Here is a 22,847-nt window from a genome sequence, read left to right on the forward strand (position 1 = left end):
AACCCGGGCTCTCCCCCTGTGGACAGCCCGGGTTTTCGCATGCCGCCGGCGCTCAGCCGGCGCAGTCCTGGTTGACGCTCATGAGGCTGGTCTGCACGACCCCGGCGTCACCGAGCCGGAAGTGGTAGTCGGCGGCGGCGGTGGCCGGGGCGACGACGCCACCCGATTCGTCCCTCGCCGCGGGATAGGTCGCGAGCACCTGCTCCTTGGTCGAGCCGGCGCCGACGCCCTCGGCGGTGTGCGCCACCTGGTTCGGGGTGACGACCGTGAGCCCGACCGCCTTCGAGACGACGACTGTGGCGGCCGAGGGCACCCCGCTGCCCTGCGCGGTGTAGACGGTGCAGCCGCCGCCGGTCTGCGCGTCGGTGAGCGTGACGCCCTGCGCCGCGAGCTGGGTCTCGGACATGCCGAGCTTGATGGTGCCGAAGCCGTCCGAACCGAGCAGCGGCCCGCTCAGCACGGGCGGCAGCTTCGACGGCGACTGAGCCGACGGCGGCCGCGAAGCCCTCGACGTCGGCGAGGCCGGCGGTGCCGAGATCTCGATGTCCTGGGTGCTGGTCGGCCCCGGAACCGAGGTCTGGGGCTGCCGCCCGGCCGTGAGGTTCTCGGGCGGCTTGACGCTGATCGAAGATCCGTCGGCGGACATCACCGCGGTGCCGTCCTCGGCGTGCAGGCGCACCATGGTGAGCCCACCCGAGACGGCCACCACGGCCGCCGCGACACCGGTCACGGCCAAGACGCCCTGACGACGGCGGCGACGCCGTCGCGCACCGGCGACGATGGTCGTGCCGGCCTCCGGTGGCGGCGGCAAGTCCAGCCGCTCGTCGGCGAACAGCTCACGCAGGCGCTGCTCCAGCTCGTCCTCGGAGATGTTCAACCCGCGTCACTCCCTTCGCCTTGGATGTCGGCGGCTGTCAGTTTCATGCGCAGCGAGGCGATCGCCTTGCTGGCCTGGCTCTTGACGGTGCCCTGCGTGACGCCGAGGGCACCGGCGATCTCCGCTTCCGAGAGACCTTCGTAGTAACGCAGGACCATGACGGCCCGTTGTCTCGGCGGCAGCGTCCGTAACGCGCGCCACAGCGGCTCGTGCTCGAACGGGTCGTCCGGCACGTGCGGGCTGGTGTCCGGCAGATCGGCCACCAGGTTCTCGCGGCGCGTGCGACGCCAGCGGCTGACGTGCGCGTTCGCCATCGACCGGCGGACGTAGGCGAGCGGGTCGCCCGTCTTCTCGTGCACGTAGGTCCAGCGCGAACCGATCTTCTCCAGCACGGTCTGCACCAGGTCGGCCGCGTCGTGCGGGTTGCCGGTGAGCGCGTGGCCGTACCGCAGCAGCCCCGGCAGGGTGGCCTGCACGAAGTCGCCGAAGTCGACCAACTCACCCGGCAACGTCGCGGCCCTCCCTCGGCCTGCGCTGGTCACCCAGGTATCTCCCCCGGTGAAGACGGGTGCCGCAGCGGTCACCGTATCGCCTCCCATCGGGGTCGGATAGCCAGAAGCCGAGTCGCTTTCCCCCTGAACACGCATCACAGCCCCCTCAGGTTGCCCGCGTTCCCGCCCCGGTTCTTGGCCGTCCGGGCGGGTGATGAATTGTGCACGTCAGCGGTGCGCGAGCGAGTCCGGCAGGCGGAAGCCGCCACCGTTCGCTTCGCCGAATTCGTGCACGCCGACGACTGCCGAGCGCGGAATCGGGCCGTAGACGTGCGGAAACCACACACCGGCCGGGTGCGGCGGTTCGCCGTCCTCCCACCGGACGTCGACGCCGAGCTTGGCCGGATCGATCTCGAGCAGCACCAGATCGGTGCGGCCCCGGTAGAGCGCGTTGGCCGGCAGGTGCGCCGTGCCGAAGTCGGAACAGTGGACGAACCCGACTTCCCCCAGTGAAGACGGCCGGTACTCGCCGCCTTCGCCCACTTCGGCCCAGTCGGCCGCCCCGCAGATGTGGAGTATCACGCGGTGAATCGTCCCACCACGGCGTTCCGGCGGCGGTGTCTCGTGCGCCACATAAGGCCTGGTTGAACGCTCACCGAGCAGTTTCCGGTCACCGGGACGCACCGGCGGTCCGGTGCTTTCCGACGGCGGCCGGGCGATCCGACAAGACCGCCGCCGAGCGCTCGGCTCGGCGGCGGGTCTGTCGTTACGGGCGCGTGGTCAGCGCAGGGTGAGCTGACGGCCGATGAGGCCGTCGCGGGCACGACGCTCGGCCGCGTTCAGCGGTTCGGCGTCGAGGGACTTCAGGGCCGTCTCGAGGCGGGCGCCGAGGGCGTCCTTGGCCTCCGCCCACTCGCGGGCGTGGGCCTCCGCGTCGAGGTCCCAGACCGGGACCAGCAGGCCATGTGCGCGGAACGAACCGGCGTAGCGGGAGCCCTCGCCGAGGCCGAGCTCGCCGGCCGCGGACAGCCGGGCCAGCGCCTGGAGCAGCAGGTTCTCCGGCTCGGGACGGACCCAGCGCAGGTGCGCCTTCTCGCCGGCGAGGACCCAGTAGGCGCCGTGGCCGAGACGCTCGGTCGGCATGATCGCGGCGTTCGCGCGCTCGAGGGACACCGCGACGTCGCCCGTCGCGTCCGCGTCCTCCGGCAGCCACCAGGCGAAGTCCTTGTGGAGCGTGACGTCGAGCTCGGCGCCCGGCGTCAGCAGGTCCTGGAGGCGGGCGTGCTCGTCGGCGGACGGCGGGGTCGTCGTGTCCGGCACGCCGAGGACGTCGCCCTCCTTGGCGTCGAGCAGCCACTTCAGCGAGCGGCCGAGGTCGCGGCTGATGTCGGAGGAGCGGGTCTGCACCTGCAGGCCGAGGTACCGCTCGCCGTCCGAGCGGACGAACGCGGCCGCGGCCATCGGCAGCACGGTGCCGAGGGTGACGTCGCCGCCGTCGGCGAGGGTCAGCTTGGCCGTCGCGGACGGCACGAACTCGCGCAGCGCGATCAGCTCGGGCTCCGCCACCAGTCCCTCGAACGGCTGGCCGACGAAGACGTCGCGCACCTTCGGCTTGCGGTCCGACGCCTGCTTGGGACCCTTCTTGCGCGCGCCCTTGCCCACTGCTGCCTCCTCTGGCTCGGCTTTGAACGCTATCGAAGGGTTAGTCTCGCGACGTGTTCGACCCCCGCGATCCCGCGTTCCTGGAAGACCCGTACCCGGCGTTCGCCGCACTGCGCGAGCAGGGCGACGTCCATTTTCACGACGACCTCGGCCTCGCCGTAGCGGTGTCGCACGCCGCGTCGTCGGCGGTGCTGCGGCATCGCGGCCTGGGCCGGATCTGGCAGGACGCGCAGCCGCTCGAACGGTTCGCGTCGTTCAACCTGCTGCACCGCAACTCGCTCCTGGAGAACGAGCCGCCGGCCCACACCCGCCTGCGCCGCCTGATCGCGGGCGCGTTCGGCCGCGGCCACGTCCAGCGGCTGCGTCCGATGGTCGCCAAGCTCGCCGACCGGATGGTCGACGACCTCGCGGCCGCGATCGCCACCGACGGCAGCGCCGACCTGCTGGAACACCTGGCCCAGCCCCTGCCGGTCGCGGTGATCGCCGAGCTGCTGGGCGTCCCCGGCACCGACGGTCCGCGGATGGTCGAGCTGTCCAACGCGATCGTCAAGATGTACGAGTTCGGCCTGCCCGAGGAAGGACGCGACGCCGCCGAGCGGGCAGCCGCCGAGTTCGTCGAGTACGTCCGATCGGTGGCTTCGGCCCGCGCCGACGCCTTGGGCGACGACATCATCAGCGACCTCCTGCGCAGCGAGCTGACACCGGACGAGCTGGTCGCGACCGCGGTGCTGCTGCTGATGGCCGGCCACGAGGCGACGGTCAACGTGCTCGGCAACGGCATCACGGCGCTGCTCACCCACCGGGACCAGTGGGAACGGCTACTGGCGGCTCCTTCCCTGTTGGATTCGTGCGTCGAGGAACTGATCCGGTTCGACGCGCCACTGCAGCTATTCGAGCGGACGGCGACCGAGGACGTGACGATCTGCGGACACGTCGTCCCGCAGGGCCAGAAGATCGGGGCGTTGCTGGGCGCCGCGGCCCGCGACCCGAAGGTGTTCGACGCGCCGGACACCCTCGACATCGGACGGACGCCGAACGCACACCTCGGCTTCGGCCTCGGGATCCACTACTGCGTGGGGGCTCCTCTCGCTCGGGTGGAGATCGCCGCGGCGTTGAGTGCTTTAGCCGCGAAGTTGCCGGGGTTGCGTCTCGCCGAGGCTCCGCGGCGGCGGCCCGAGTTCGTGATCCGGGGGCTGCGGGAGCTTCGCGTCACGGTGTGACCTCGGTCCGGGGCGGATCTCGCGTGCTTGAAGGGGCATCACGTGTGATTGGGGAGGCATCACGCGTGATTGGAGGGGCGACACGGGGGTTCATGCGGTTACTCCGGTGAAGAGGTCGTCTTCTTGGTCGGCGGGTGGCGTGGGATGGGCCAGGTGGTAGTCCTCGTGGGGCCAGGCTTGGCGTTCGATTTCGCGTGAGTGGGCGAAAAACGGGTGGGCTGGGTCGACCTGGGTTTGGTGGGACAGAAGGGCCTGGTCGCGGGTGGCGAAGTACTGCTCGCAGCGGATTCGGGTTGTGACGGGCGCGGCCGGCTCGAGCGGGAGTTCCGCCAGGACGTCCGTCATCGCGGACTTCTCGCCGGCGGCGAGGGTCGCGTCGTGGATCGCTTGGAACCATGCTCGGCTCAGGGTTGCTTGGTAGTACAGCTTTTGTGGACGCCACGGCTCGCCGGTGCCGGGATAGCGGGTGGGGTCGGCGGCCGCGGTGAACGCTTCGAGCGTGACCTCGTGGGTGCGGATGTGGTCCGGGTGGGGGTAGCCGCCGGTTTCGTCGTACGTGATCACCACGTGTGGGCGGAACTCTCGGATCAGCGCCACCAAAGGGGCGGCCGCTTGCGAGAGCGGGAGGGCGGCGAAGCAGCCGTCGGGTAGGGATTCGCCTTCGCTGGGCAGGCCGGAGTCGACCAGGCCGAGGAAACGCTGACGGACGCCCAGGATTCCCGCCGCGGCGGCCATCTCGCGGCGGCGGACTGCCGGGAGGTCGGCGCGGTTCTCGGGGGTGTCCGCGGCCGGGTTGAGGATGTCGCCGCGTTCGCCGCCGGTGCAAGTGGCGACCAGGACGTCGACGCCTTCGAACGCGTAGCGGGCGAGAGTGGCCGCGCCCTTGCTGGACTCGTCGTCCGGGTGGGCGTGGACGCTTAGGAGGCGGAAGGTCATCGGATGCTCCTTCGGGGAAAGAAAGCCGCGGGAGGCGCCGCAGACGTGAGTGAGTTGTGGAGGATCGCTGCCAGGAGGGCTGTGCCCAGGGAACCGCCGACTCGGTTGATCACGTTGAACGCGCTGGCGGCCCGTGGGATCCGGGAATGCTCCAGGGAGCCGTACAGCGTTGTCATTCCTGGGGCCGTCGCCGCGCCCAGGCCAGCTCCGCGGATCACGAGAGACAGCGTGAGCAGGACTCCGCTGGGCGCCGAACCGAGCTGGGCGAACGCGACCGTTCCCAGCAAGGACAAGGCGATCCCGGCCAGCATCATCCGGCGCGGGCCGAAGTGGGCCAGGAGCCGGCCGCCCGCCAGTACTGATCGAAGCCACTGAGAAACCCTTGTCCCGGAACAGCTTCAGGTCGAGCACCGGTGACGGCGTCCGGGACGCGTGGACGCCGTACGCCACCAGCAGCACCGCTCCGGCCACCCAGGCGACGACCACTCCCTCGGCCAGGCCGTAGACGAACGCGGCCAGGCCCGGGGAAAGCAGCAGAATCCCGCGGACGTCCAGTGCCGAACAAGCGCCGGAAGGCGGCGGAGCCGGGAGCAGCCGGCGGGCGACCACGAACGTCGCCAAGCCCAGCGGGACGACCCCGAAGAACATCCAACGCCAGCCGAAGTCCGCGACCAGGGCGCCGCCGAGCAGCGGTCCCAGTACCGGGGCCACCGTGGCCGGCAGGGTGATCACGCCGATCATGCGCCCCAGCGCCGGACCCGCCGCCTGCGCGAACACCGCCTGCCCGACCGGTTGCATCAACCCGCCGCCCAGGCCGTGGAGCACCCGGAACGCGATCAGCGCCGGCGCCGACCAGGTGAAGCCGCACAGCAGCGTGCCCGCCGTGAAGATCGCCACCGCCCCCAGCCACACCGCACGGCCGCCGAAGCGGTCGGTCAGCCAGCCCGACAACGAGATCGCCGCCGACGCCGCGAGCAGGTACGCGCTCGCCACCCACTGCACCGTCGTGACCGGGCTGCCCAGGTCACGGGCGATCGAGTCGATCCCGACGGTCACGATCGTCGCGCCGAGGATCGGCAGGACCGCGCCCATGATCAGGACGCCGCCCCGCTTCCACAACGCCGCGTCGGGACGGGCCATCGCCGTCGTCACCATCCACCCCCCAGGAGATTAGGTCGAACCTCAGATTAGGTCCGACCCACTCATTGGGTCAAGCACAAACTTGGGTCCGACCCAGTAGGGTGACGGCATGAGCGAGGGACTCCGTGCCCAGAAGAAGCACGAGACCAGGAAGACCATCTCGGACGTGGCGACGAAGCTGTTCATCCGCGAAGGCTTCGAGGACGTGACGATCGCGGAGATCGCCACCGAGGCGCGGGTCGCCAAGATGACCGTGACGAACCACTTCCCCCGCAAGGAAGACCTGGTCTTCGACATCCGCGCGGACTTCACGTCGTGGCCGGCCACCTTGGTCCGCGACAGCGTCTTCCACGACACCCGCGAGCTCTACTTCGAGGCGCTGGGCGCCGAGCACGCGCTGGTCGGCTTCTCGGACCCGGGCTTCGTGCGGATGATCAAGGACAGTCAGATCCTGACGAACGCCCTGCACGAGATGCACCGCGAGCGCGAGGCCGCCCTCACCCACCTGCTGATCAAGCGCCACCCCGAGCAGGGCCTCGAGCCGGTGCTGGCGGCCGCCCACCTCGCGACCGTGCTGCGTGTGCTCTTCCAGGAGGTCTTCGACCGGACTCTCGAGGATGAGAAGGCGATCGCCGACGCGGTGTGGCCCGCCGCCGAACTGGCCTTCGACCAGCTGGAACCGGTGCTCGGCCGGTACTAGCGAGCCGCGCCGGAAGGCCGGGCGGTGCGCAGCTCGGGCTCCGGAGCGCCGGCCACCTTCAGCACGCGCATCGAGCGCACGGCGCGCGCGTCCGACGGTGCCAGCAGGGCCGAGAACCGGCGCACGACCAGGGCCGTCGCCACGGCAAGGAAGGCCGCCGCCAAGTCGGTCACCGCGACCAGGACGACGCTGTCGGCCATCGACTGGACGTCGTCGCGGAAGCGCCAGACGATCGTCAGGCCCAGCAGCACCCAGTTCAGCAGCCAGGCGCCCCACCACACGAGCACCTGCCGCGACGGCTTCGGGCGGACGTCACGCGGGCGGCCCAGCACCGCGTGCTCCAGCTCGCCGACGATGGACAGCGCCATCGGCAGGTTCGCCAGCGGCACGAGGATGCCGACCAGCACCTGCCACACCGGGCGCGGTGGGTCGTCGCCCGAGACGTCCGCCGCCGCGCGGCGGGCGACCAGCAGCCACCAGAGCGACAGGCCGGCGGGCAGCAGCGCGAGGATCGCGGCCAGCAGGCCCGCCGTCAGCACGAAGCCGTCGGAGAACGCCACCACCGAGCGGTTCAGCGCGGACTCGCGGCCCTGGACCAGCAGCACATACCGCCAGATCTCCGCGCCGGCGGCGACGACGGAGAGGACGGCGAACGCGAAGAGGACGCCGATCAGGCTCCGGCCGAGCACCGGCATCCGGTCGATCGGGCGGATCTCGTCCGACGCCGTGCCGGGCACCGACGTCGGGCGGCGCCAGACCAGGTTGGGGAAGCCCCAGCGGGGCGGCACCGGGTACGAGGGCGGCCCGTAGTACCGCTCGGGCGGCGTGACGCGGCGACGCGGCCAGGCGCCCGGCGGCGGGGACGCCACCCAGCGCAGCTTCGGCCGGTGCGAGGGACGGCGGTGGTACGGGTACGGCTCCGGCTGGGCCGCCAGCGTCCGGCCCTGCAGCTGCTGGGCGTTCGGCGGCGGGGTCTGGCGCGGCCAGTACCCGGGAGGCGGAGGCGGACCCGGCTGCAAGGCTAGATCACTTCGGGTTCGATGCCGGGGTGCTCGCTGACCATCGGCCGGCCTTCGCGCTGCCACGCGCCCATGCCGCCGGCGACGTTCACCGCGTCCCAGCCGCTCTGGTTGAGCCACGCGGCCGCCCGGGCGGACCGGCCGCCGCTGCGGCAGATCACGTGGATCGGCTGGTCGTCGGGCAGGTCGGACAGCTCGCCGACGCGGACGGGCAGCTCCCCCATCGGGATGTGCACCGCGCCGGGCGCGTGCCCGGCGGCCCACTCGTCGTCTTCGCGGACGTCGAGCAGCACGAGGCCGTCCTTGGGCAGGTCGCGGACCTCGGCGGTCGGCAGTTCAGCAGGGCTCACCACGATCTCCATGCTGCCATGCCGGGGCGTTGCCCGCGCGTGAGGTGGACGGACGGCCGTGCGGAACGGGGCATCACGCGTGACTGGGGAGTCAATCACGCGTGATTGGAGGGGCATCACGCGTGATTGAGGGGTCGACACGGCGAAGGGCCCTCCCGCGAACGCGAGAGGGCCCTTCGGCCGGGCTAGTGCGTGACGGCCTTTTCGGCGCCCGCGCCGGTCAGCGCGCGCACCTCCATCTCCGCGTACTTCTTCGGGTTGCGCTCCTTCGACAGGACCGTGCCGAGCCAGCCGAGCAGGAAAGCCGCCGGGATCGAGACCAGGCCCGGGTTGTCCAGCGGGAACCAGTGGAAGTCGACGCCCTGGATCATCGACGCGCTCTTGCCCGTCTTCGCGTCCACCGGCTTGCCCGAGACGGCCGGCGAAAAGACGATCAGCACGATCGTGACGACCAGGCCGCCGTAGATCGACCACAGCGCGCCCTGGGTGTTGAACCGCTTCCAGAACAGCGAATACAGGATCGTCGGCAGGTTCGCCGACGCCGCCACCGCGAACGCCAGTGCCACCAGGAACGCGACGTTCTGGCTCTTCGCCAGGATGCCGCCGGCGATGGCCAGCGCGCCGATCACCAGCGCCGTGATCCGGGCGACGCGGACCTCGCCACCGGTGGAGACCTGGCCCTTCTTGATCACGCTCGCGTAGACGTCGTGGGCGAAGGACGCGGACGCCGTGATCGTCAGGCCGGCGACCACCGCGAGGATCGTCGCGAACGCGACCGCGGAGATGAACCCGAGCAGCACCGGGCCGCCCAGTTCGAGCGCCAGCAGCGGGGCCGCCGAGTTCGTCGTGCCCGGGGCCTTCGAGATCTTGTCCGGCCCGACGAGCGCGCCCGCGCCGTAGCCGAGCACCAGCGTGAACAGGTAGAACACGCCGATCAGCACGATCGCCCAGACGACCGAGCGACGCGCGTCGCGAGCGGTCGGGACCGTGTAGAAGCGCATCAGGACGTGCGGCAGACCCGCCGTGCCGAGCACCAGCGCGATGCCGAGCGACAGGAAGTCGAGCTTCGTGGTGCCCGTCTTGCCGTACTGCTTGCCCGGGTCGAGCAGCGCCGCGCCGCCCTTGCCGCCCTTGTCGACGGCGGCCTGGAACAGGTCGGACAGGTTGAAGCCGTACTTGCCGAGCACCCACAGCGTCATCGCGAACGCGCCGACGATCAGCAGGGCCGCCTTGATGATCTGCACCCAGGTGGTGCCCTTCATGCCGCCGATCAAGACGTACAGGATCATGATCACGCCGACGACGGCGATCACGATGTCCTGCCCCGCCTCGCCCGAGATGCCGAGCAGCAGGTTGACCAGGCCGCCGGCGCCCGCCATCTGCGCGAGCAGGTAGAAGAACGACACGATCAGCGTCGAAACCGCCGCGGCCGCGCGCACCGGCGTCTGCTTCATGCGGAACGCGAGGACGTCGCCCATCGTGAACTTGCCGGTGTTGCGCAGCAGTTCCGCGACCAGCAGCAGCGCGACGAGCCACGCGACCAGGAAACCGACCGAATAGAGGAAACCGTCGTAGCCGTTGACGGCGATCGCGCCCGCGATGCCGAGGAACGACGCCGCCGAAAGGTAGTCGCCGGAAATCGCGATGCCGTTCTGCGGACCGGTGAAGGCCCGGCCGGCGGCGTAGTAGTCCGACGCCGTCTTCGTGTTCCGGCTGGCCCGGAACACGATCACCAGCGTGATCGCGACGAAGACCAGGAAGATGATGATGTTGAGGGTGGAATTGCTGCCCTCGACTCCCGCGGCGACGTTCACTTGCGCGGCTCCCCTTCGATCTCGGCGCGGATCCCGTCGGCGACCGGGTCGAGCTTCCGGCCGGCGTAGCGCACGTACAGGCCGGTGATGACGAACGTCGAGACGAACTGCAGCAGGCCGAACACCAGCCCGACGTTGATGTTGCCGACCAGCTTGGTGCTCATGAACGCGTGCGCGTAGTCGGCGAGGAGCACGTACAGCAGGTACCAAAGCAGGAACAGCGCGGTCATCGGGAACACGAACACCCGCAACCGGCGGCGCAGGTCCGTGAATTCGGGACTCCCCTGGATGCTCTCCCAGTCGGTCTGCGGCTCCGCGCCACCGACGTCGTGTTCGGTGCTGCTCACAGCGGATCTCCACCTTCCGTTTTTTCGTACTGGCCGTACTGGTAGAAACCAACGGAACGTATGGGTCAACTGTGTAGTTCGTAATCCCTCTATCGGGTAATACTTTATTACTGGCTGTCAGCGCATTACTTGCGGTGCCTACCCCGGCCGGCGATTCGCGTCTTTTCTTCGGCTTGTCCGAATCGCGCGACCGCCCTGTCCCGCATGAAACCGAGCGGATCGGGCGCGTGCAGCCGCAGCATGATGTCGTGCACGTGGTCCGGGCGCCCGTACCCGGTCGCGCGGCTGACGAAGTACGTCGTCACGAAGGCGACGGGCACGGTGATCAGCGCCGGCTGGTTGACGAACCACGGCGCCCAGCCGCCGGTGTAGCCGCTCACGACGTTGACGATCAGCGCGGCCAGCACGAGACCGCCGCCGACGAACATCCCGGCCAGCGCACCCGGCCAGGACAGCTTGCGCCACCAGATCCCCAGCACCAGCAACGGGCTGAACGTCGACGCGGCGAGCGCGAACGTCAGCCCGATCGACAGCGAGATGTCCTCCGGCCGCAACGCGACCGCCAGCCCGATCGGGAACAGCGCGACCAGCCCGGTCGCGACGCGGAAGTCGCGGACCCGGCCGGGCAGCAGGTCGGTCGAGACCACCCCGGCGACACTGACCAGCAGCCCGGACGTGCTGGACAGGAACGCGGCGAACGCGCCCGCGGCGGTCACCGCGCCGAGGATCTGACCGCCGATCCCCGGCAGCATCGCCGAGGGCAACCGCAGGATCGCCGCGTCCGTCTTGCCGGTGACCAGCAGCTCCGGGACGTACATCCGGGACAGCGCGCCCAGCAGCGTCGGGAACAGGTAGAACAGGCCGAGCAGCAGCAGGACGTGCACGGTGGTGCGACGCGCGGCCTTGCCGTCGGGGTTGGTGTAGAAGCGGACCAGCACGTGCGGCAGGCCCATCGTGCCCAGGAACGTCGCGAACATCAGCGAGTACGTCTGGAGCAGGTCGGTGAGGCTGCCCGACCCCGGGTGCAGCCAGTTCGCGTTGTCCGCGACCGAATCGCTGACCACGGGCACCGGCGTGCCGGCCAGGAACTTCAGCGTGGTGCCTTCGGAAACCGTGTGCGGGGCCAGCGGGGTCCAGTGCGTCGGACCGGCGGCCGGGCCGTTGTCGGTGCGGCCGTAGGCCCAGAGGTAGGTGTCGCTGCGGACGTGCAGGGTGACGTCGGTCTGGACGTCCACTGTGGTGTCGCCGGTGAACACCGGCGGCGCGGCCGCACCGAGCGGGCGGAAGCCGTCCGGGCCGCCACCGGCGAAGAAGACCATGCACAGCACGAACGCGGGCACCGAGATCGCGAACAGCTTGAGCCAGTACTGGAAGGCCTGGACCACGGTGATCGCGCGCATGCCGCCGGCGATCACGTTGAACGCCACCACGATCATCACCGCGATCGCGCCGGTCCAGACGGGCACCGGCAGGATCGTCGCCAGTGTCAGGCCGGCGCCCTGCAGCTGCGGGACCATGTAGAGGATCCCGATGAACACGACGAACGCCGTCGAGAACCGGCGGAGGCCCTTCGAGCCGAGCCGCATTTCGACGAAGTCGGGCAGCGTGTACGCGCCGGAGCGCCGCAGCGGCGCCGCGACGAACAGCATCAGCGCGAGGTAGCCCGCGGTGAAGCCGATCGGGAACCACAGCGCGTCGGCGCCGTCCTTGAGCACGATCCCCGCGATGCCGAGGAACGACGCCGCGGACAGGTACTCACCGGAGATCGCGGCGGCGTTGCGGCGGGACCGCACGGTCCGCCGGGCGACCAGGAAGTCGTGCGTGCTCGTGGCCGAACGCGAAGAGCGGTGACCGAGGAAGAACGTCACCACGGCGACCAGCACGATGCCGGTCAAGGCCCACGGGTTCAGCTGCACGGGGGAATCCTCGCACGAGTCAGTGCGAAACTAATTTTCGATCATGTCCACGAACGCGCGTTCATTGCGTTCGGCCAAGCGGTTGTACCAGATGCCGACGCCGAACAGGAACGGGAACGGCAGGACACCGAGGATCAGCCAGGCCACCGGGATGCCGGCCAGGCTCAGCCGGGAGAACCCCGGAACCAGGTAGAACAGCACCGGCAGCGAGCCGAACACGACCACGACGAGGCCGGCCAGCAGCAGCGCCGTCCGCAGCTGGACCTTCACCAGGTGGTCCTTCACGAGCAGCTTTCCCCAGCTGGTCTGCTCCTCCAGCTCGACGCGGGCGCGCAGGCTGCTGCTGCCGCGACGCTGGTCGTTGAGGATCACCCGTTCCCGCTTGGGCCTGGCGTGGTGATCCGGTTTCGGCGCCGGCTCGTCCTCCGGCGGCGGCGGGAGCGGCTCGACGACGGCCTGATCCGTCGGCTGCGGCAACGGCTGCTGGCGGACGCGCCGGCCGAGCGTCGGATCGGGCTCTCGCACGCCGTTCGCGCGGCGATCGTAGAAGTCGTCGGTCATGACCGGGCCCTGATCAACCGTTCCGGCCCGAGCCGACCAGCCGGTCCTTCAGCGCGCGCGTGTGCCGCCGGCTGACCGGCAGCACCTTCTCCTCGTTGCCGATCACGACCTGGTAGCCGCCCTGGCCCATGCGCAGCTCGGTGATGAGCGGCAGCGCGACCAGGAACGACCGGTGGATCCGGACGAAGCCGGCTTTTTCCCAGCGCTCTTCGAGCTGGGCCAGCGGGATGCGGACCAGGTGGCTGCCTTCGGTGGTGAACAACCGCGCGTAGTCGCCCTGCGCCTCGACCCAGCGGACCGAGGAGCGCGGGATGAGCTTGGTGGTGCCGGCCAGCTCGACCGGGATGACCTCGTCATCGTTCTTCACGCCCGGCTCGCCGCCCAGCGCACCGGGCGCGGGCGCCGCGGCGGAGGCCAGCTTCTCGATCACGCGCGAGATCGCGCGGTCGAGGCGGTCCTGCTGGTACGGCTTCAGCACGTAGTCGAGCGCGCCGAGGTCGAAGGCGTTGACCGCCTCCTCGGCGTGCCCGGTGACGAACACCAGGGCGGGCGAGGGGCGTAGCGCCGCGAACACGCGCGACATCTCCATGCCGGACAACCCGGGCATGTCGATGTCGGCGAAGACCGCGTCGACGATCGGCAGGCCACGCTCCTTGCGGTCGCGTAGCCTCGGGTCGTCGGTGGACAGCAGCCGCAGCGCCTCCGACGCGTCGATCGCCGGGAACACCTTCGCCACGTGGGGGCTGTTGCGCAGGCAGTGGACTAGTTCGTCCAGACCTCGAGGCTCGTCGTCCACAGCCAGGACCACGAGCTTCCGGGTGTCATCGTGAGCACTCACAGTGAAACGCATCCTGCCCATTGCCGAGTGCAATGTCCAGCCCCCGTCTGCCTGAAGTGGCGGGACCCCGCTGGTGACGCCGCCACCAGCGGGGTCCCTCGTCTCAATGCACGAACGTGAACCAGTTGAGGTTCACGAAGTCGGCGGGCTGGCCGCTGGTGAAGGTCACGTACACGTTGTGCACGCCGGTCACCCCGCTGACGTTCGCCGGGACGGTCCGCCAGCTCTGCCAGCCGCCGGTGTTGCCCACGGCGAAGCTGCCGATGGGCGCGTTGGACCGGCTGTCGAGCCGCACCTCGACGAGCCCGCTCACACCGGACGCCGCCCCGGAAGCGACGCGGGCCTGGAAGTTCGTCGCCGCGCTGCTCCCGAAGTCGACGTTCGGGTACAGCGCCCAGTCGCCGTTGGCCGCCGCGCCGACGTCCTGGCCGCCGCCACTGTCGGAGGTGGCCTCGGTGATCAGACCGGACTGCTGGCTGTACGACTCGGCCTGGATGGTGCTGTACGCGCTGCCGCCGCCGTTCCCGGGCGGAGTCGTGGTGGTGGTCGGCGGCGTCGTGGTGCCGCCTCCGCCACCGCCGCGAGTGGTGACCGTCACGTAGTCGACGACCATCGGGCGGCCCGGCACGATCCCCGGCCCCGGCGTGGTCGTCCCGGAGTTGTTGTTGGGGAAGGCGCCGCCGATCGCCACGTTCAGCAGCACGAAGTAGCCCTGGTGGGTGGTCATGTTCGCCCACGTGGTCGCGTCGACCTGGTTCTGGCTCACGGAGTGGAACTGCTGCCCGTCGACGAACCAGCGGAACACCTGCGGGCTGACGCTCGCGTCCCATTCGAAGCGGTAGGTGTGGAAGGCCGACTGGCAGCTGCTGCCGGGGCAGGCGCGGTTGGCGACGATGCCGGTGGTCTCGTTGCACGGGCCGCCGGGGTTGACGCCGCAGTGCAGGACGCCCCAGACGGAGTTGATCCCGTTGACGTTCTCCATGATGTCGAACTCGCCCACGGCGGGCCAGTTCCACCAGTTGCCGCGGTAGGGGCCGCCGAGGGCCCAGAACGCCGGCCAGTAGCCGAGCGCGGCCGCGCCGGTGACGTTCGGCATCTGGATCCGGCTTTCGATCCGCATCACGCCGCCGGCCGGGGGCTTGAAGTCGGTGCGCTGGGTTTCGATCCGCGCCGACGTCCAGTTGCCGGAGCCGTCGCGCAACGGCGTGATGCGGAGGTTGCCGGCGCCGTCCTGAGCGAGGTTGGCCGTGCTCGACGTGTAGTTCTGGATCTCGCCGGTGCCCCAGTTGCCGGGGCCGCCGGGGTAGGCGTGACCGGTGTCGATGATCCAGTTCGAACCCGACGGCAAGGTGTTCGCGCCGCCGGTGAAGTCGTCGGCGAAGACCGTCGTCCAGCCCGAGTCGGGCGGCGGGATGGACGCGGCGGCGGGCATGGTCAGGGGGACCGCGATGAGCGCGGCGCCCAGCACGGCGCCGATGGCGAATCTTCGGGAGTGGGGCATCGGGTACGACCTCCTCGTCGTCCGGATTTGTTGCCGATCGCAACAAAGCCCGTTCACAAGGACACCCGACGCCCCACGTCAACTCCAGAGGCGTTACGCGGAAAGAGTGATACAGGTCACAAAGTCTGCCCGGAAGTACTCAAACCGGACACCCGGCTCAGAGACCGAAGCGGGACCACGCCGCCTTCTGGGTCACCGCGTCCAGGACCGCCGACGCCGCGGCCGGTGCTCCGATGCCGAGGCGGGCGAGCAGGGCCTTCTTCGGCTCCGCGACCGAGATGTCGGCGTCCGGGTAGCGCTCGGTGATGATCTGGCGGAGGCTGCCCACGCCGTCGATCAGGCCGAGCTCCTGCGCCTTCGCGCCGAGCCAGACGTCGCCGGTGAAGAGGTCCTCGATGTCGGTCAGCCGGTCGCCGCGGCGCTCCTTGACCCAGCTCACGAACAAGTCGTGGAGCTGCGAGTGCATCTTCTTCAGCCACTCGACGTCTTCGGGCTTCTCCGGCGAGAACGGGTCGAGGCGCGACTTGTTCGCGCCCGCCGTGTGCAGCCGGCGCTCGATGCCGAAGCGTTCGAGCAGGCCGGTGAACCCGAAGCCGCCGCTGATCACGCCGATCGAGCCGACCATCGACGTCCGGTGCGCGTAGATCTCGTCGGCCGCGCAGGCCAGCCAGTACCCGCCGGAGGCGGCGACGTCCTCGCAGAACGCCAACACCGGCACGCCCTTTTCGTCGGCCAGCTGCCGGATCCGCTCCGCGACCAGCCCGGACTGCGTCGGCGCACCACCCGGCGAGTTGATCAGCAGCGCGACCGCCTTCAGCCGCTCGTGGCCGAACGCCCTGGTCAGCGCCGTCTCGACGGTGGCGAGGTTGATCGCGCCCCTGGCCAGTGGGGACGGCGACGGCGTGATCACGCCGTGCAGCTTCACCACGGCCACGACGTCCTTGCGCTCCACGCGGTCGGCGAGCACCGGGATCCGCGAAGCCAGCTTGTCCGTAACACCCATAACGCCAGGCTAGCGGGATTCAGCCCATGGGGAGGATGCCGGAGCGCGTGCCGTTGACGCCGTTCACCTCGGCGCCGTTGAGCTGGGCCGGCCCGCCCTGCGACGGGACCTCGGCGTCTTCGGAGCTGTAGTCCGGCATGTTCGGCCGGACACCGGGGACGAACTTCGGCACCCGCAGCGTCACCTTCATGCCGGCGCCGGGCGCGGTCTCGACCATGACCGCGTAGTCGTTGCCGAAGACCTGCTGCATGCGCTGGCTGATGTTGCCGAGCCCGACGTGCGCGCCGGTGCTGTGCGCGTTCTTGACGTCCTTCAGCCGGCGCGGGTCCATGCCGATCCCGTCGTCCTCGACGCTGATCAGCGCCTCGGTGCCGTGGTCCTGCGCGATCACCGTGACGCAGCCGCCGCTGGGCTTGCTGGCCAGGCCGTGCTTGACCGCGTTCTCGACGAGCGGCTGGATGATCAGGAACGGCACGACGACACTGAGCACCTCGGGCGCGATCTTCATCCGCACCTCGAGCCGGCCGCCGAAGCGGGCGTTCTCGATGGTCAGGTAGCGGTCGATGTTGCGCAGCTCCTCGGCGAGCGAGGTGAACATGCCCGACGAGCGGAACGAGTAGCGCGTGAAGTCGGCGAAGTCCTGAAGCAGCTCTCGCGCCTCTTCGGGGTCCGTGCGGATCAGCGCGGAGATCGTGTTGAGCGCGTTGTAGACGAAGTGCGGCGAGATCTGCGCGCGCAGCGCCTTGATCTCGGCCTGCTGGAGCTGCTGCTTCGACTCGTCGAGCCGGGACAGCTCGAACTGCGTGCAGACGAACTGGGCGACGGCGTCGGCCATCTGCACCAGCCGCCCGCGAGTGCGGCCGACGACGATCAGCGCCGCCTCGGTCTCGCCCTCGACCAGCAGCGGCACGATGACGGCGGTCTTCATCCGGCAGGTGCCGCGGTGGTTGCACGGCATCCGGTCGTGCGCGACGACCTCGCGGCGGTGCTTGCGGATGGCCGCGCCGATCGCTTCGACGAGGTCGACGTAGTGCTCGTTCGCCTCGCCGTCCCAGGACAGCAGCGTGCCCTCGCTGTCGGTGATGCCGACGGCGACGCAGTCGAGCATCTGCAGCAGCTGGGTGGTGATCTTGTCGGCGGCGTCCTCGTCCAGGCCCGAGCGCAGGTTCGGCGCGGCTTTCGACATCCGGTGGACGGCCTGCAGCATGGCGTCTTCCACCACGCTCGCCGGCTTGCGCTGCTTGACGAGCAGAATGACCACCACGACGCCGAGCAGCGCCGCGACCCCCCAGGGGACGACCTGCGCAAGCGGAAACCCGGACACGGCGTCCATGCTCTGCGCTCGACCAACCGGGTGCAAGGCCTGATCCCACTTTCTGTCCAACTGTGATGACCGAGGGTTGAGGTGACCCTACTAAGAGTCGGTTGACCGGCCCGCCGATCACTATCCGCAACACGCGGGAGGGGCGTCCTGTTCCACCGGATCCGGGGAAAGTGCCAGGCAGAGGGCGGTTTCGCTGTCAGCGATCGCGGCCCCGCCGAGGCTCGGGCGAGCCGTGGCACAGCACCTGCGGCCGAACGGGGGAATCCCGGTGCGTGACGCCGTGACCACGGATGTCACCCGGCTACTTGAGTAGCCGCGACATCCGGCGATCGGCGAGCGGCTTGCCTCCCGTCTGGCAGGTCGGGCAGTACTGGAACGACTTGTCGGCGAACGAGATCTCGCGGATGGTGTCGCCGCAGACCGGGCACGGGAGGCCGGTGCGCGCGTGGACCCGCAGGCCCGAGCGCTTCTCCCCCTTCAGGCGCGCCGCCTTCTGGCCCACCGAGCGTTGGACCGCGTCGGACTCGATCTCGACGATCGCCTCGGCCAGGACCTCCAGCGCGCCGTCGCCGAGCTTGCCGACCGTCGCGTACGGCGAGAGCTTCGCGCGGTGCATGATCTCGTCGGAGTAGGCGTTGCCGATGCCCGCGATCAGCGACTGGTCGGTCAGCGCCCACTTCAGCCGGGTGTTCTTCCCGGCGAAGATCTCGCGCAGCTGGACGGCGTCCAGCGACAGGGCGTCCGGGCCGAGACGCGCCACGCTCGCGATCTCCTGCGGGTCCTTCACGATCCACACCGCGAGGCCCTTCTTCGTGCCCGCTTCGGTGAGGTCGAAGCCGGGCCCGGTGGCGGACTCGAGGTGCACGCGCAGCGAGATCGGGCCCTTGCCCGGCTTGAGCGGCGCCGCGGCCAGGCCGTCGGACCAGCGCAGCCAGCCCGCGCGCGCGAGGTGGACGACCAGGTGCAGGTCGCCGGCGACGACGTCGAGGTGCTTGCCGTGCCGGGTCGCGCCGGTGATCTCGCGGCCGTGCATGTCGGTCCACGGCGGGGTCGCCGTCTTCAGGACGCTCAGCGATGCGACATCGATGCGGAAGATCGTCCGGCCGACGGCGTTCTCGCGCAGGTGGTGCGCCAGGGCTTCGACCTCGGGCAGTTCGGGCATGCCCCCAGTTTCACCCCTTCGCACCGATTTCCGGTACCGGCTATCTACTCGACCGGGTGCAGCGGCCCGTCGAAGTCCGGCAGCGAGTGGCGCTGGATCGTCTTGGAGATCTTCTTGACCTCGCCCTGCACGGTGAACATGCCGCGGATGGTGCCGACCCAGCGCTCGGACGGCCGGTCGCCGGTCATGTCGCCCTCGGTCTCCGCGACCACGGTCCACGGCCGGCGCAGGATCCAGCGCAGTGGGAAGAACAGCACTATGAGCAGCAGCGCCAGCAGCACCCACGCGGGGATGTTGACCTCGTTCGGCGTCCACACGACGAGAATCACGGCCAGCAACGCTGTCACCACGATCATCGCGATGCCCGGGCCGTAGCTGCCGGCGACGTCGTGTTCGAAGTCGTCGGCCGTCGCCGGTGCACGCCATTCCATCTGGGCACGGACCACCCAGTCGCGGCCGTCCTCGCCGCGTACCAGCCGGTTCATTCAGTTGCCTCCCGAGGCGCCCGCAGGGTGAGCAGCACAACGGTACCGTGCCCGGGCTCGCCCGCGCGAGGGAGGAATCGGACATCCCACCCGGCGAAGTTGATCACCGCAGTTCAGGGAGCCGATGAGTCGGTCGACGCCGGATCCGCCGGTTCCCCCGAACCAGTGACGCCGGTCGCGCGGCTCGGCCACGGCTTCCCGTACGTCGGCGTCACCGTCGTCGAAGGTTCGGTGGACGCGGAGTCGTCGCCGGTCGGTTCCGGCTTGGTCGGCACCGTCGTCGTGGTCGTCGTCGTGGTGGTCTCCGGCGACAGCTCCGGGGCGTCCTCCGGCACCGTCTCGTCGCTGGACTTCGTCATCTCCGTGCTGGTCGCGTCCAGCCGCGGCGACGTCGACGAATGGTCGGGCGTGCTGAACGTCGACGACGTCAGGTCGTCGCGCGGGATGTCCCCGCTCGTGCCCGGGCCGGTTCCGGTGCCGCCGTCGCCGGCCGGGGCGTCGCCGCCCGGCAGGGTCGGCACCTCGTTCGCCGCCGGCTGCCGGCCGCCGGTGCGCTGCCGCACCGGGACGGTGATCCCGGTGCCGCGGCCGTTGAGCACGCCGATCCCGATCTGCGGGTCCTGCTGTGGCTGCGGGGGCGGCTGCTGGTGCGCCTCGGACGGCGGCACCACCACGAGCTCCGGCGCGCCGCCGGTCAGCCCGACGTCCTGCACCGGCGTCGTCCCGAACAGGACGGGACCGGCCGCGACACCGACGGCACCCACGGCCGCGGTCGACGCCAGCGCGAGCCCGACCTTCACCTTCGACCCGACGAGCACGCCCTTGAGCGTCGCGCCGAGCCCGGTCAGCACACCGCTGCCGCTCGCCGCGGCACCCGCCGCCGGCACCAGCAGCACCAGCACCCCGGCGTGCGCGCGCAGCGACGAGCAGACGTCGCGCAGCTCGTCCTGGGTGGCGCGGCACGACGGGCAGCCGTGCAGGTGCGCCTTGATCCGTTCGGCTTCGGCGCCGGTGACGCTGCCCGCGGTGAACCCGCCGAGCTTCTCGACGACCGCGCGGCACGAGTCCGGCCCGCGGTTCACCGAAAGGTGTGCCTGCAAGTACGCCGCGCGCAGGCCCTGACGGGCACGCCGGGCCAGCGCCGCGGTGGCGTTCGCGCTCAGCCCGAAGTGGGTGGCGACCATCGCGGGCTGCTCGCCCTCGACCTCGGTCTGCCACAGGACGGTCCGCCAGCGCTCGGGCAGGCTGGTGAACGCCGTCGTGATCAGGGTGTGCTCGGCCGTGCGGGCGTGCGTGTCGGCCCCCGCGCCGGCGCGGAAGGTCAGCTCGTCGTCCGACACGGGGACGTCGCGCCGGGCACCGTGCCACTCCCAGGAGACCCGGCGGGCGACGGTCAGCAGGTAGGCGCGGACGTAGTCTCTGGGGCCGGAGCCACGCCGAAGGGCCTGCAGCACGCGGAAGAACGTCTCCGCGGTGATGTCCTCGGCCTCGGACCGGTCGGAAGCCAGGCTCTGCGCCAGTCTCCGGACGGCGGCGGCGTGCAGCTCGAACAGCTCCCCGAACGCGGCGTCTTCGCCGTTTCGAAGTCGTTGCAGCAGTGCCTGCTCGTCGGATTCCGAGGCCGCTGGTGGCGGCGCCGTGCCCAGCTCGGTCATCCGGCCCGGCACCTCCTCCCCGAAGGTCTCCCCGTTCGGTCGAATGGGGACACCATACGGAGGGAATCAGCCGTCGTCACCCCTTGTACGCCAGCTGTGACACCGAAGCACCGGGTCAGGAGGCCGGGGGACCCGCTCATCGGAGCAGTTTCAGCTTGGTATAGAGTGCTTTCAACAGCAAGGCAGTGCGGATGTAGCGCAGCTGGTAGCGCATCACCTTGCCAAGGTGAGGGTCGCGGGTTCGAATCCCGTCATCCGCTCAAGATCAAAAAACCGCTGTTCGGGACACCCGGGCAGCGGTTTTTTGACGTCTAGCCCCGGACTCCCGGGGTGCTCGCGGTCGCCGTCTCGACAGTCTCGTTACCTTCTGACCGGATTCGTGCCGGTTCGGCAACGGTTTTCATCTGGTGTTCCGGCCGCGTTCCCGCGATGCCACCTCTTCGGGTGATGCTCGCGCGTGATCGTGCTGGACATGACTCATGCCGCCGAACGTCCAGCGCGCGCTCGCGCCCGACGCGGAGAACCCGGCCGGCTACGCGCTGCCGTTCCACCTGGACACGCACGCGACCAACGCGCAGAAGATCCCGTCGACGTCGCACGCGTGGCAGGTCCAGCACGACGCCTGGAACGGGGGGAAGATGGACAACTGGCTGCCGGCGCACCGCAAGGCCGACGGCAAGAACGGCCCGTACGTCATGGGCTACCACCAGCGCGCCGACCTGCCGTTCCAGTTCGCGCTGGCCGAGGCGCGGGCTACCGCGTGCCGGCGATCGTGGTGTCCCCGTGGACCGCGGGCGGCTGGGTGTGCAGCGAGAACTTCGACCACACGTCGACGCTGCGGTTCCTGGAGAAGGTGACGGGTGTGGCCGATCCGAACATCTCGCAGTGGCGCAGCCGCCGGTGCTGCCGGACACGTCGGGCCCGCTGACGCTGTCCCGCTACGAGCAGGCCAACCTGCCGGCACCGACGTTCCCGGGCACCGACCAGAAACCGCCGAAGCGGGAGCCGGGCGGACGGCCGCGGGTGCCGCGCCACTGAGGGTTTGAACGCGGCCACCCCGGGTGGCCGCTTTCCCTACACCACGGGGGTTTGGAAGGGATCGTGCTCGGCGAGGAGCTTGTCGAGCCGGGCCTGGTCGACGCGGGAGACCACGGAGGTCTCCTCCTGTCTGTCGCGCACGCACTTGGCGAGTGTGAAGGTGGAGGTGACCAGGTAGAGCGCGCCGAGGGCGAGAAAACCGCGGATCCAGCCGTCGACCGGCAGGTACGCGATCCCGCCGATGACCGCGGCCATCGCCAGGCCGAACGAGATCGCGGCCTGGACGTAGAAGGCCGTCGTGGTGGGGGACGTCGTTCCGGATTTGGTCATGTGACCACGGTCTCGCCGGGCCCCGCGGGTGTCTTGAGCAGTACTACTCAGGCGCGGTTGCGATGTGGCTACAGCTCGTAGACGTCCAGGACCGTCGGGGCGACCGGGGTCAGGTGCGGGTCTTCGCGTTCCGTCACCTGGCCGCGGGCCATGCGGTAGACGCGGAATTCGTTGTCGTGCTCGGTGTCCTGGTCGTCCCAGACGTGGAGCAGGCCGTACGAGCCCGCGGCCAGTTCGCCGACCCTGGTGAAGAGGTCGAGGAGCTCGAGGCCGGGGCCACCGTGCTTGTCGAAGCCGGCCAAGTGGAGCATCGGCATGCCCGCGCTCCAGCGGAGGTCGACCAGGTCGAAGTCACCCGCGTCGCGGATAGCGCGGTTTACGCGGTCGACCAGGCGCTCCAGGAGCGCCGCGTCGTCGTCGCCGCTCGCGGTCGCCTGGATGGTCACCCAGCCGTGATATTCGAACACCCGCAGAACAG

Annotated in this window: 24 protein-coding genes, 1 tRNA gene and 2 pseudogenes; 6 read left to right on the forward strand and 21 right to left on the reverse strand. The window is 70.2% G+C overall.

Features of this window, described 5'->3' with window-relative positions:
- Positions 1-52: 52 nt before the first annotated feature.
- From ACZ7OU_RS05570 to ACZ7OU_RS05585, 4 genes are all read right to left on the reverse strand, one after another.
- Positions 53-877, reverse strand: coding sequence for a hypothetical protein (locus ACZ7OU_RS05570; protein ID WP_470254344.1), 825 nt, complete (start codon positions 875-877; stop codon positions 53-55).
- Positions 874-1,386 carry a SigE family RNA polymerase sigma factor gene (locus ACZ7OU_RS05575; RefSeq protein ID WP_470239982.1) on the reverse strand — a complete coding sequence of 171 codons (513 nt, stop codon included), beginning with the start codon at positions 1,384-1,386 and terminating at the stop codon, positions 874-876. Before ACZ7OU_RS05575 ends, ACZ7OU_RS05570 begins: the two co-directional genes overlap by 4 nt.
- 210 nt (positions 1,387-1,596) lie before the next feature.
- Complete coding sequence (locus ACZ7OU_RS05580; RefSeq protein WP_470239983.1) at positions 1,597-1,950, reverse strand: DUF952 domain-containing protein; 354 nt, start codon at positions 1,948-1,950, stop codon at positions 1,597-1,599.
- A gap of 198 nt (positions 1,951-2,148) precedes the next feature.
- Positions 2,149-3,030 carry a DUF5926 family protein gene (locus ACZ7OU_RS05585; RefSeq protein ID WP_470254345.1) on the reverse strand — a complete coding sequence of 294 codons (882 nt, stop codon included), beginning with the start codon at positions 3,028-3,030 and terminating at the stop codon, positions 2,149-2,151.
- Positions 3,031-3,083: 53 nt separating this feature from the next.
- Here ACZ7OU_RS05585 and ACZ7OU_RS05590 point away from each other — a divergent pair, with 53 nt between their 5' ends.
- Positions 3,084-4,250, forward strand: coding sequence for a cytochrome P450 (locus tag ACZ7OU_RS05590; protein WP_470254346.1), 1,167 nt, complete (start codon positions 3,084-3,086; stop codon positions 4,248-4,250).
- Between the two features lie 90 nt (positions 4,251-4,340).
- Here ACZ7OU_RS05590 and mca read toward each other — a convergent pair whose 3' ends face one another.
- Complete coding sequence (gene mca, locus ACZ7OU_RS05595; protein ID WP_470239986.1) at positions 4,341-5,186, reverse strand: mycothiol conjugate amidase Mca; 846 nt, start codon at positions 5,184-5,186, stop codon at positions 4,341-4,343.
- Positions 5,187-5,747: 561 nt separating this feature from the next.
- Positions 5,748-6,341 (reverse strand): annotated as a pseudogene (locus tag ACZ7OU_RS05600) (MFS transporter); the annotation flags it as partial.
- Positions 6,342-6,435: 94 nt separating this feature from the next.
- Between ACZ7OU_RS05600 and ACZ7OU_RS05605 the strand changes: the two are divergent.
- Positions 6,436-7,026 (forward strand): TetR/AcrR family transcriptional regulator, encoded by a 591-nt coding sequence (locus tag ACZ7OU_RS05605; protein ID WP_470239988.1) that lies wholly within the window; start codon positions 6,436-6,438, stop codon positions 7,024-7,026.
- On the opposite strand, the gene ACZ7OU_RS05610 is transcribed toward ACZ7OU_RS05605, so the two are convergent.
- The 13 genes from ACZ7OU_RS05610 to ACZ7OU_RS05670 form a co-directional block, all read right to left on the reverse strand.
- Positions 7,023-8,045: a DUF4328 domain-containing protein gene (locus ACZ7OU_RS05610; protein ID WP_470254347.1), complete on the reverse strand. Its 1,023-nt coding sequence runs from the start codon at positions 8,043-8,045 to the stop codon at positions 7,023-7,025. The two genes, ACZ7OU_RS05605 and ACZ7OU_RS05610, sit on opposite strands and share 4 nt — an antisense overlap.
- Positions 8,046-8,047: 2 nt before the next feature.
- Positions 8,048-8,407 (reverse strand): rhodanese-like domain-containing protein, encoded by a 360-nt coding sequence (locus tag ACZ7OU_RS05615; RefSeq protein ID WP_470239990.1) that lies wholly within the window; start codon positions 8,405-8,407, stop codon positions 8,048-8,050.
- A gap of 173 nt (positions 8,408-8,580) precedes the next feature.
- A complete protein-coding gene (locus ACZ7OU_RS05620; protein WP_470239991.1) occupies positions 8,581-10,209 on the reverse strand; it encodes a solute symporter family protein in 1,629 nt (542 codons plus the stop codon).
- Positions 10,206-10,556 carry a DUF485 domain-containing protein gene (locus tag ACZ7OU_RS05625; protein WP_470239992.1) on the reverse strand — a complete coding sequence of 117 codons (351 nt, stop codon included), beginning with the start codon at positions 10,554-10,556 and terminating at the stop codon, positions 10,206-10,208. Before ACZ7OU_RS05625 ends, ACZ7OU_RS05620 begins: the two co-directional genes overlap by 4 nt.
- 125 nt (positions 10,557-10,681) lie before the next feature.
- On the reverse strand, positions 10,682-12,472 hold the full coding sequence (locus ACZ7OU_RS05630; protein ID WP_470254348.1) for a sodium/solute symporter: 1,791 nt from the start codon (positions 12,470-12,472) through the stop codon (positions 10,682-10,684).
- 30 nt (positions 12,473-12,502) lie between these two features.
- Entirely contained in the window at positions 12,503-13,033 is a 531-nt protein-coding gene (locus tag ACZ7OU_RS05635) for a hypothetical protein (protein WP_470239994.1), read from the reverse strand.
- Between the two features lie 13 nt (positions 13,034-13,046).
- The gene (locus ACZ7OU_RS05640) at positions 13,047-13,883 is read right to left on the reverse strand and encodes a LytR/AlgR family response regulator transcription factor (protein ID WP_284743317.1); all 837 of its coding nucleotides are present in this window, start codon (positions 13,881-13,883) and stop codon (positions 13,047-13,049) included.
- Between the two features lie 91 nt (positions 13,884-13,974).
- Complete coding sequence (locus ACZ7OU_RS05645) at positions 13,975-15,372, reverse strand: glycoside hydrolase family 16 protein (protein WP_470254349.1); 1,398 nt, start codon at positions 15,370-15,372, stop codon at positions 13,975-13,977.
- 157 nt (positions 15,373-15,529) lie between these two features.
- Positions 15,530-16,375, reverse strand: coding sequence for a S49 family peptidase (locus ACZ7OU_RS05650; RefSeq protein WP_470254350.1), 846 nt, complete (start codon positions 16,373-16,375; stop codon positions 15,530-15,532).
- Positions 16,376-16,394: 19 nt separating this feature from the next.
- Entirely contained in the window at positions 16,395-17,708 is a 1,314-nt protein-coding gene (locus ACZ7OU_RS05655; RefSeq protein ID WP_470239997.1) for a histidine kinase, read from the reverse strand.
- 292 nt (positions 17,709-18,000) lie between these two features.
- Complete coding sequence (locus ACZ7OU_RS05660) at positions 18,001-18,861, reverse strand: Fpg/Nei family DNA glycosylase (protein WP_470254351.1); 861 nt, start codon at positions 18,859-18,861, stop codon at positions 18,001-18,003.
- A 44-nt stretch (positions 18,862-18,905) separates the two neighbouring features.
- Positions 18,906-19,346: a DUF983 domain-containing protein gene (locus tag ACZ7OU_RS05665; protein WP_155548404.1), complete on the reverse strand. Its 441-nt coding sequence runs from the start codon at positions 19,344-19,346 to the stop codon at positions 18,906-18,908.
- Positions 19,347-19,459: 113 nt separating this feature from the next.
- On the reverse strand, positions 19,460-21,001 hold the full coding sequence (locus tag ACZ7OU_RS05670; RefSeq protein WP_470254352.1) for a sigma-70 family RNA polymerase sigma factor: 1,542 nt from the start codon (positions 20,999-21,001) through the stop codon (positions 19,460-19,462).
- 187 nt (positions 21,002-21,188) lie between these two features.
- On the opposite strand from ACZ7OU_RS05670, the gene ACZ7OU_RS05675 reads away from it, so the two are divergent.
- The 4 genes and pseudogenes from ACZ7OU_RS05675 to ACZ7OU_RS05690 all read left to right on the forward strand — a co-directional run bounded on the left by ACZ7OU_RS05675 (position 21,189) and on the right by ACZ7OU_RS05690 (position 22,039).
- A tRNA-Gly gene (locus ACZ7OU_RS05675) sits at positions 21,189-21,261 on the forward strand.
- 219 nt (positions 21,262-21,480) lie between these two features.
- A pseudogene (locus ACZ7OU_RS05680) lies at positions 21,481-21,671 on the forward strand (alkaline phosphatase family protein); the annotation flags it as partial.
- Between the two features lie 105 nt (positions 21,672-21,776).
- The gene (locus ACZ7OU_RS05685) at positions 21,777-21,929 is read left to right on the forward strand and encodes an alkaline phosphatase family protein (protein WP_470254353.1); all 153 of its coding nucleotides are present in this window, start codon (positions 21,777-21,779) and stop codon (positions 21,927-21,929) included.
- A complete protein-coding gene (locus ACZ7OU_RS05690; protein ID WP_470254354.1) occupies positions 21,887-22,039 on the forward strand; it encodes a hypothetical protein in 153 nt (50 codons plus the stop codon). Before ACZ7OU_RS05685 ends, ACZ7OU_RS05690 begins: the two co-directional genes overlap by 43 nt.
- A 36-nt stretch (positions 22,040-22,075) precedes the next feature.
- On the opposite strand, the gene ACZ7OU_RS05695 is transcribed toward ACZ7OU_RS05690, so the two are convergent.
- Positions 22,076-22,369: a YiaA/YiaB family inner membrane protein gene (locus ACZ7OU_RS05695; protein WP_470240001.1), complete on the reverse strand. Its 294-nt coding sequence runs from the start codon at positions 22,367-22,369 to the stop codon at positions 22,076-22,078.
- A 68-nt stretch (positions 22,370-22,437) separates the two neighbouring features.
- Positions 22,438-22,836, reverse strand: coding sequence for an immunity 7 family protein (locus tag ACZ7OU_RS05700; RefSeq protein ID WP_470240002.1), 399 nt, complete (start codon positions 22,834-22,836; stop codon positions 22,438-22,440).
- Positions 22,837-22,847 lie beyond the last annotated feature (11 nt).

It is taken from the genome of Amycolatopsis sp. NPDC114505 (genome assembly GCF_055633615.1).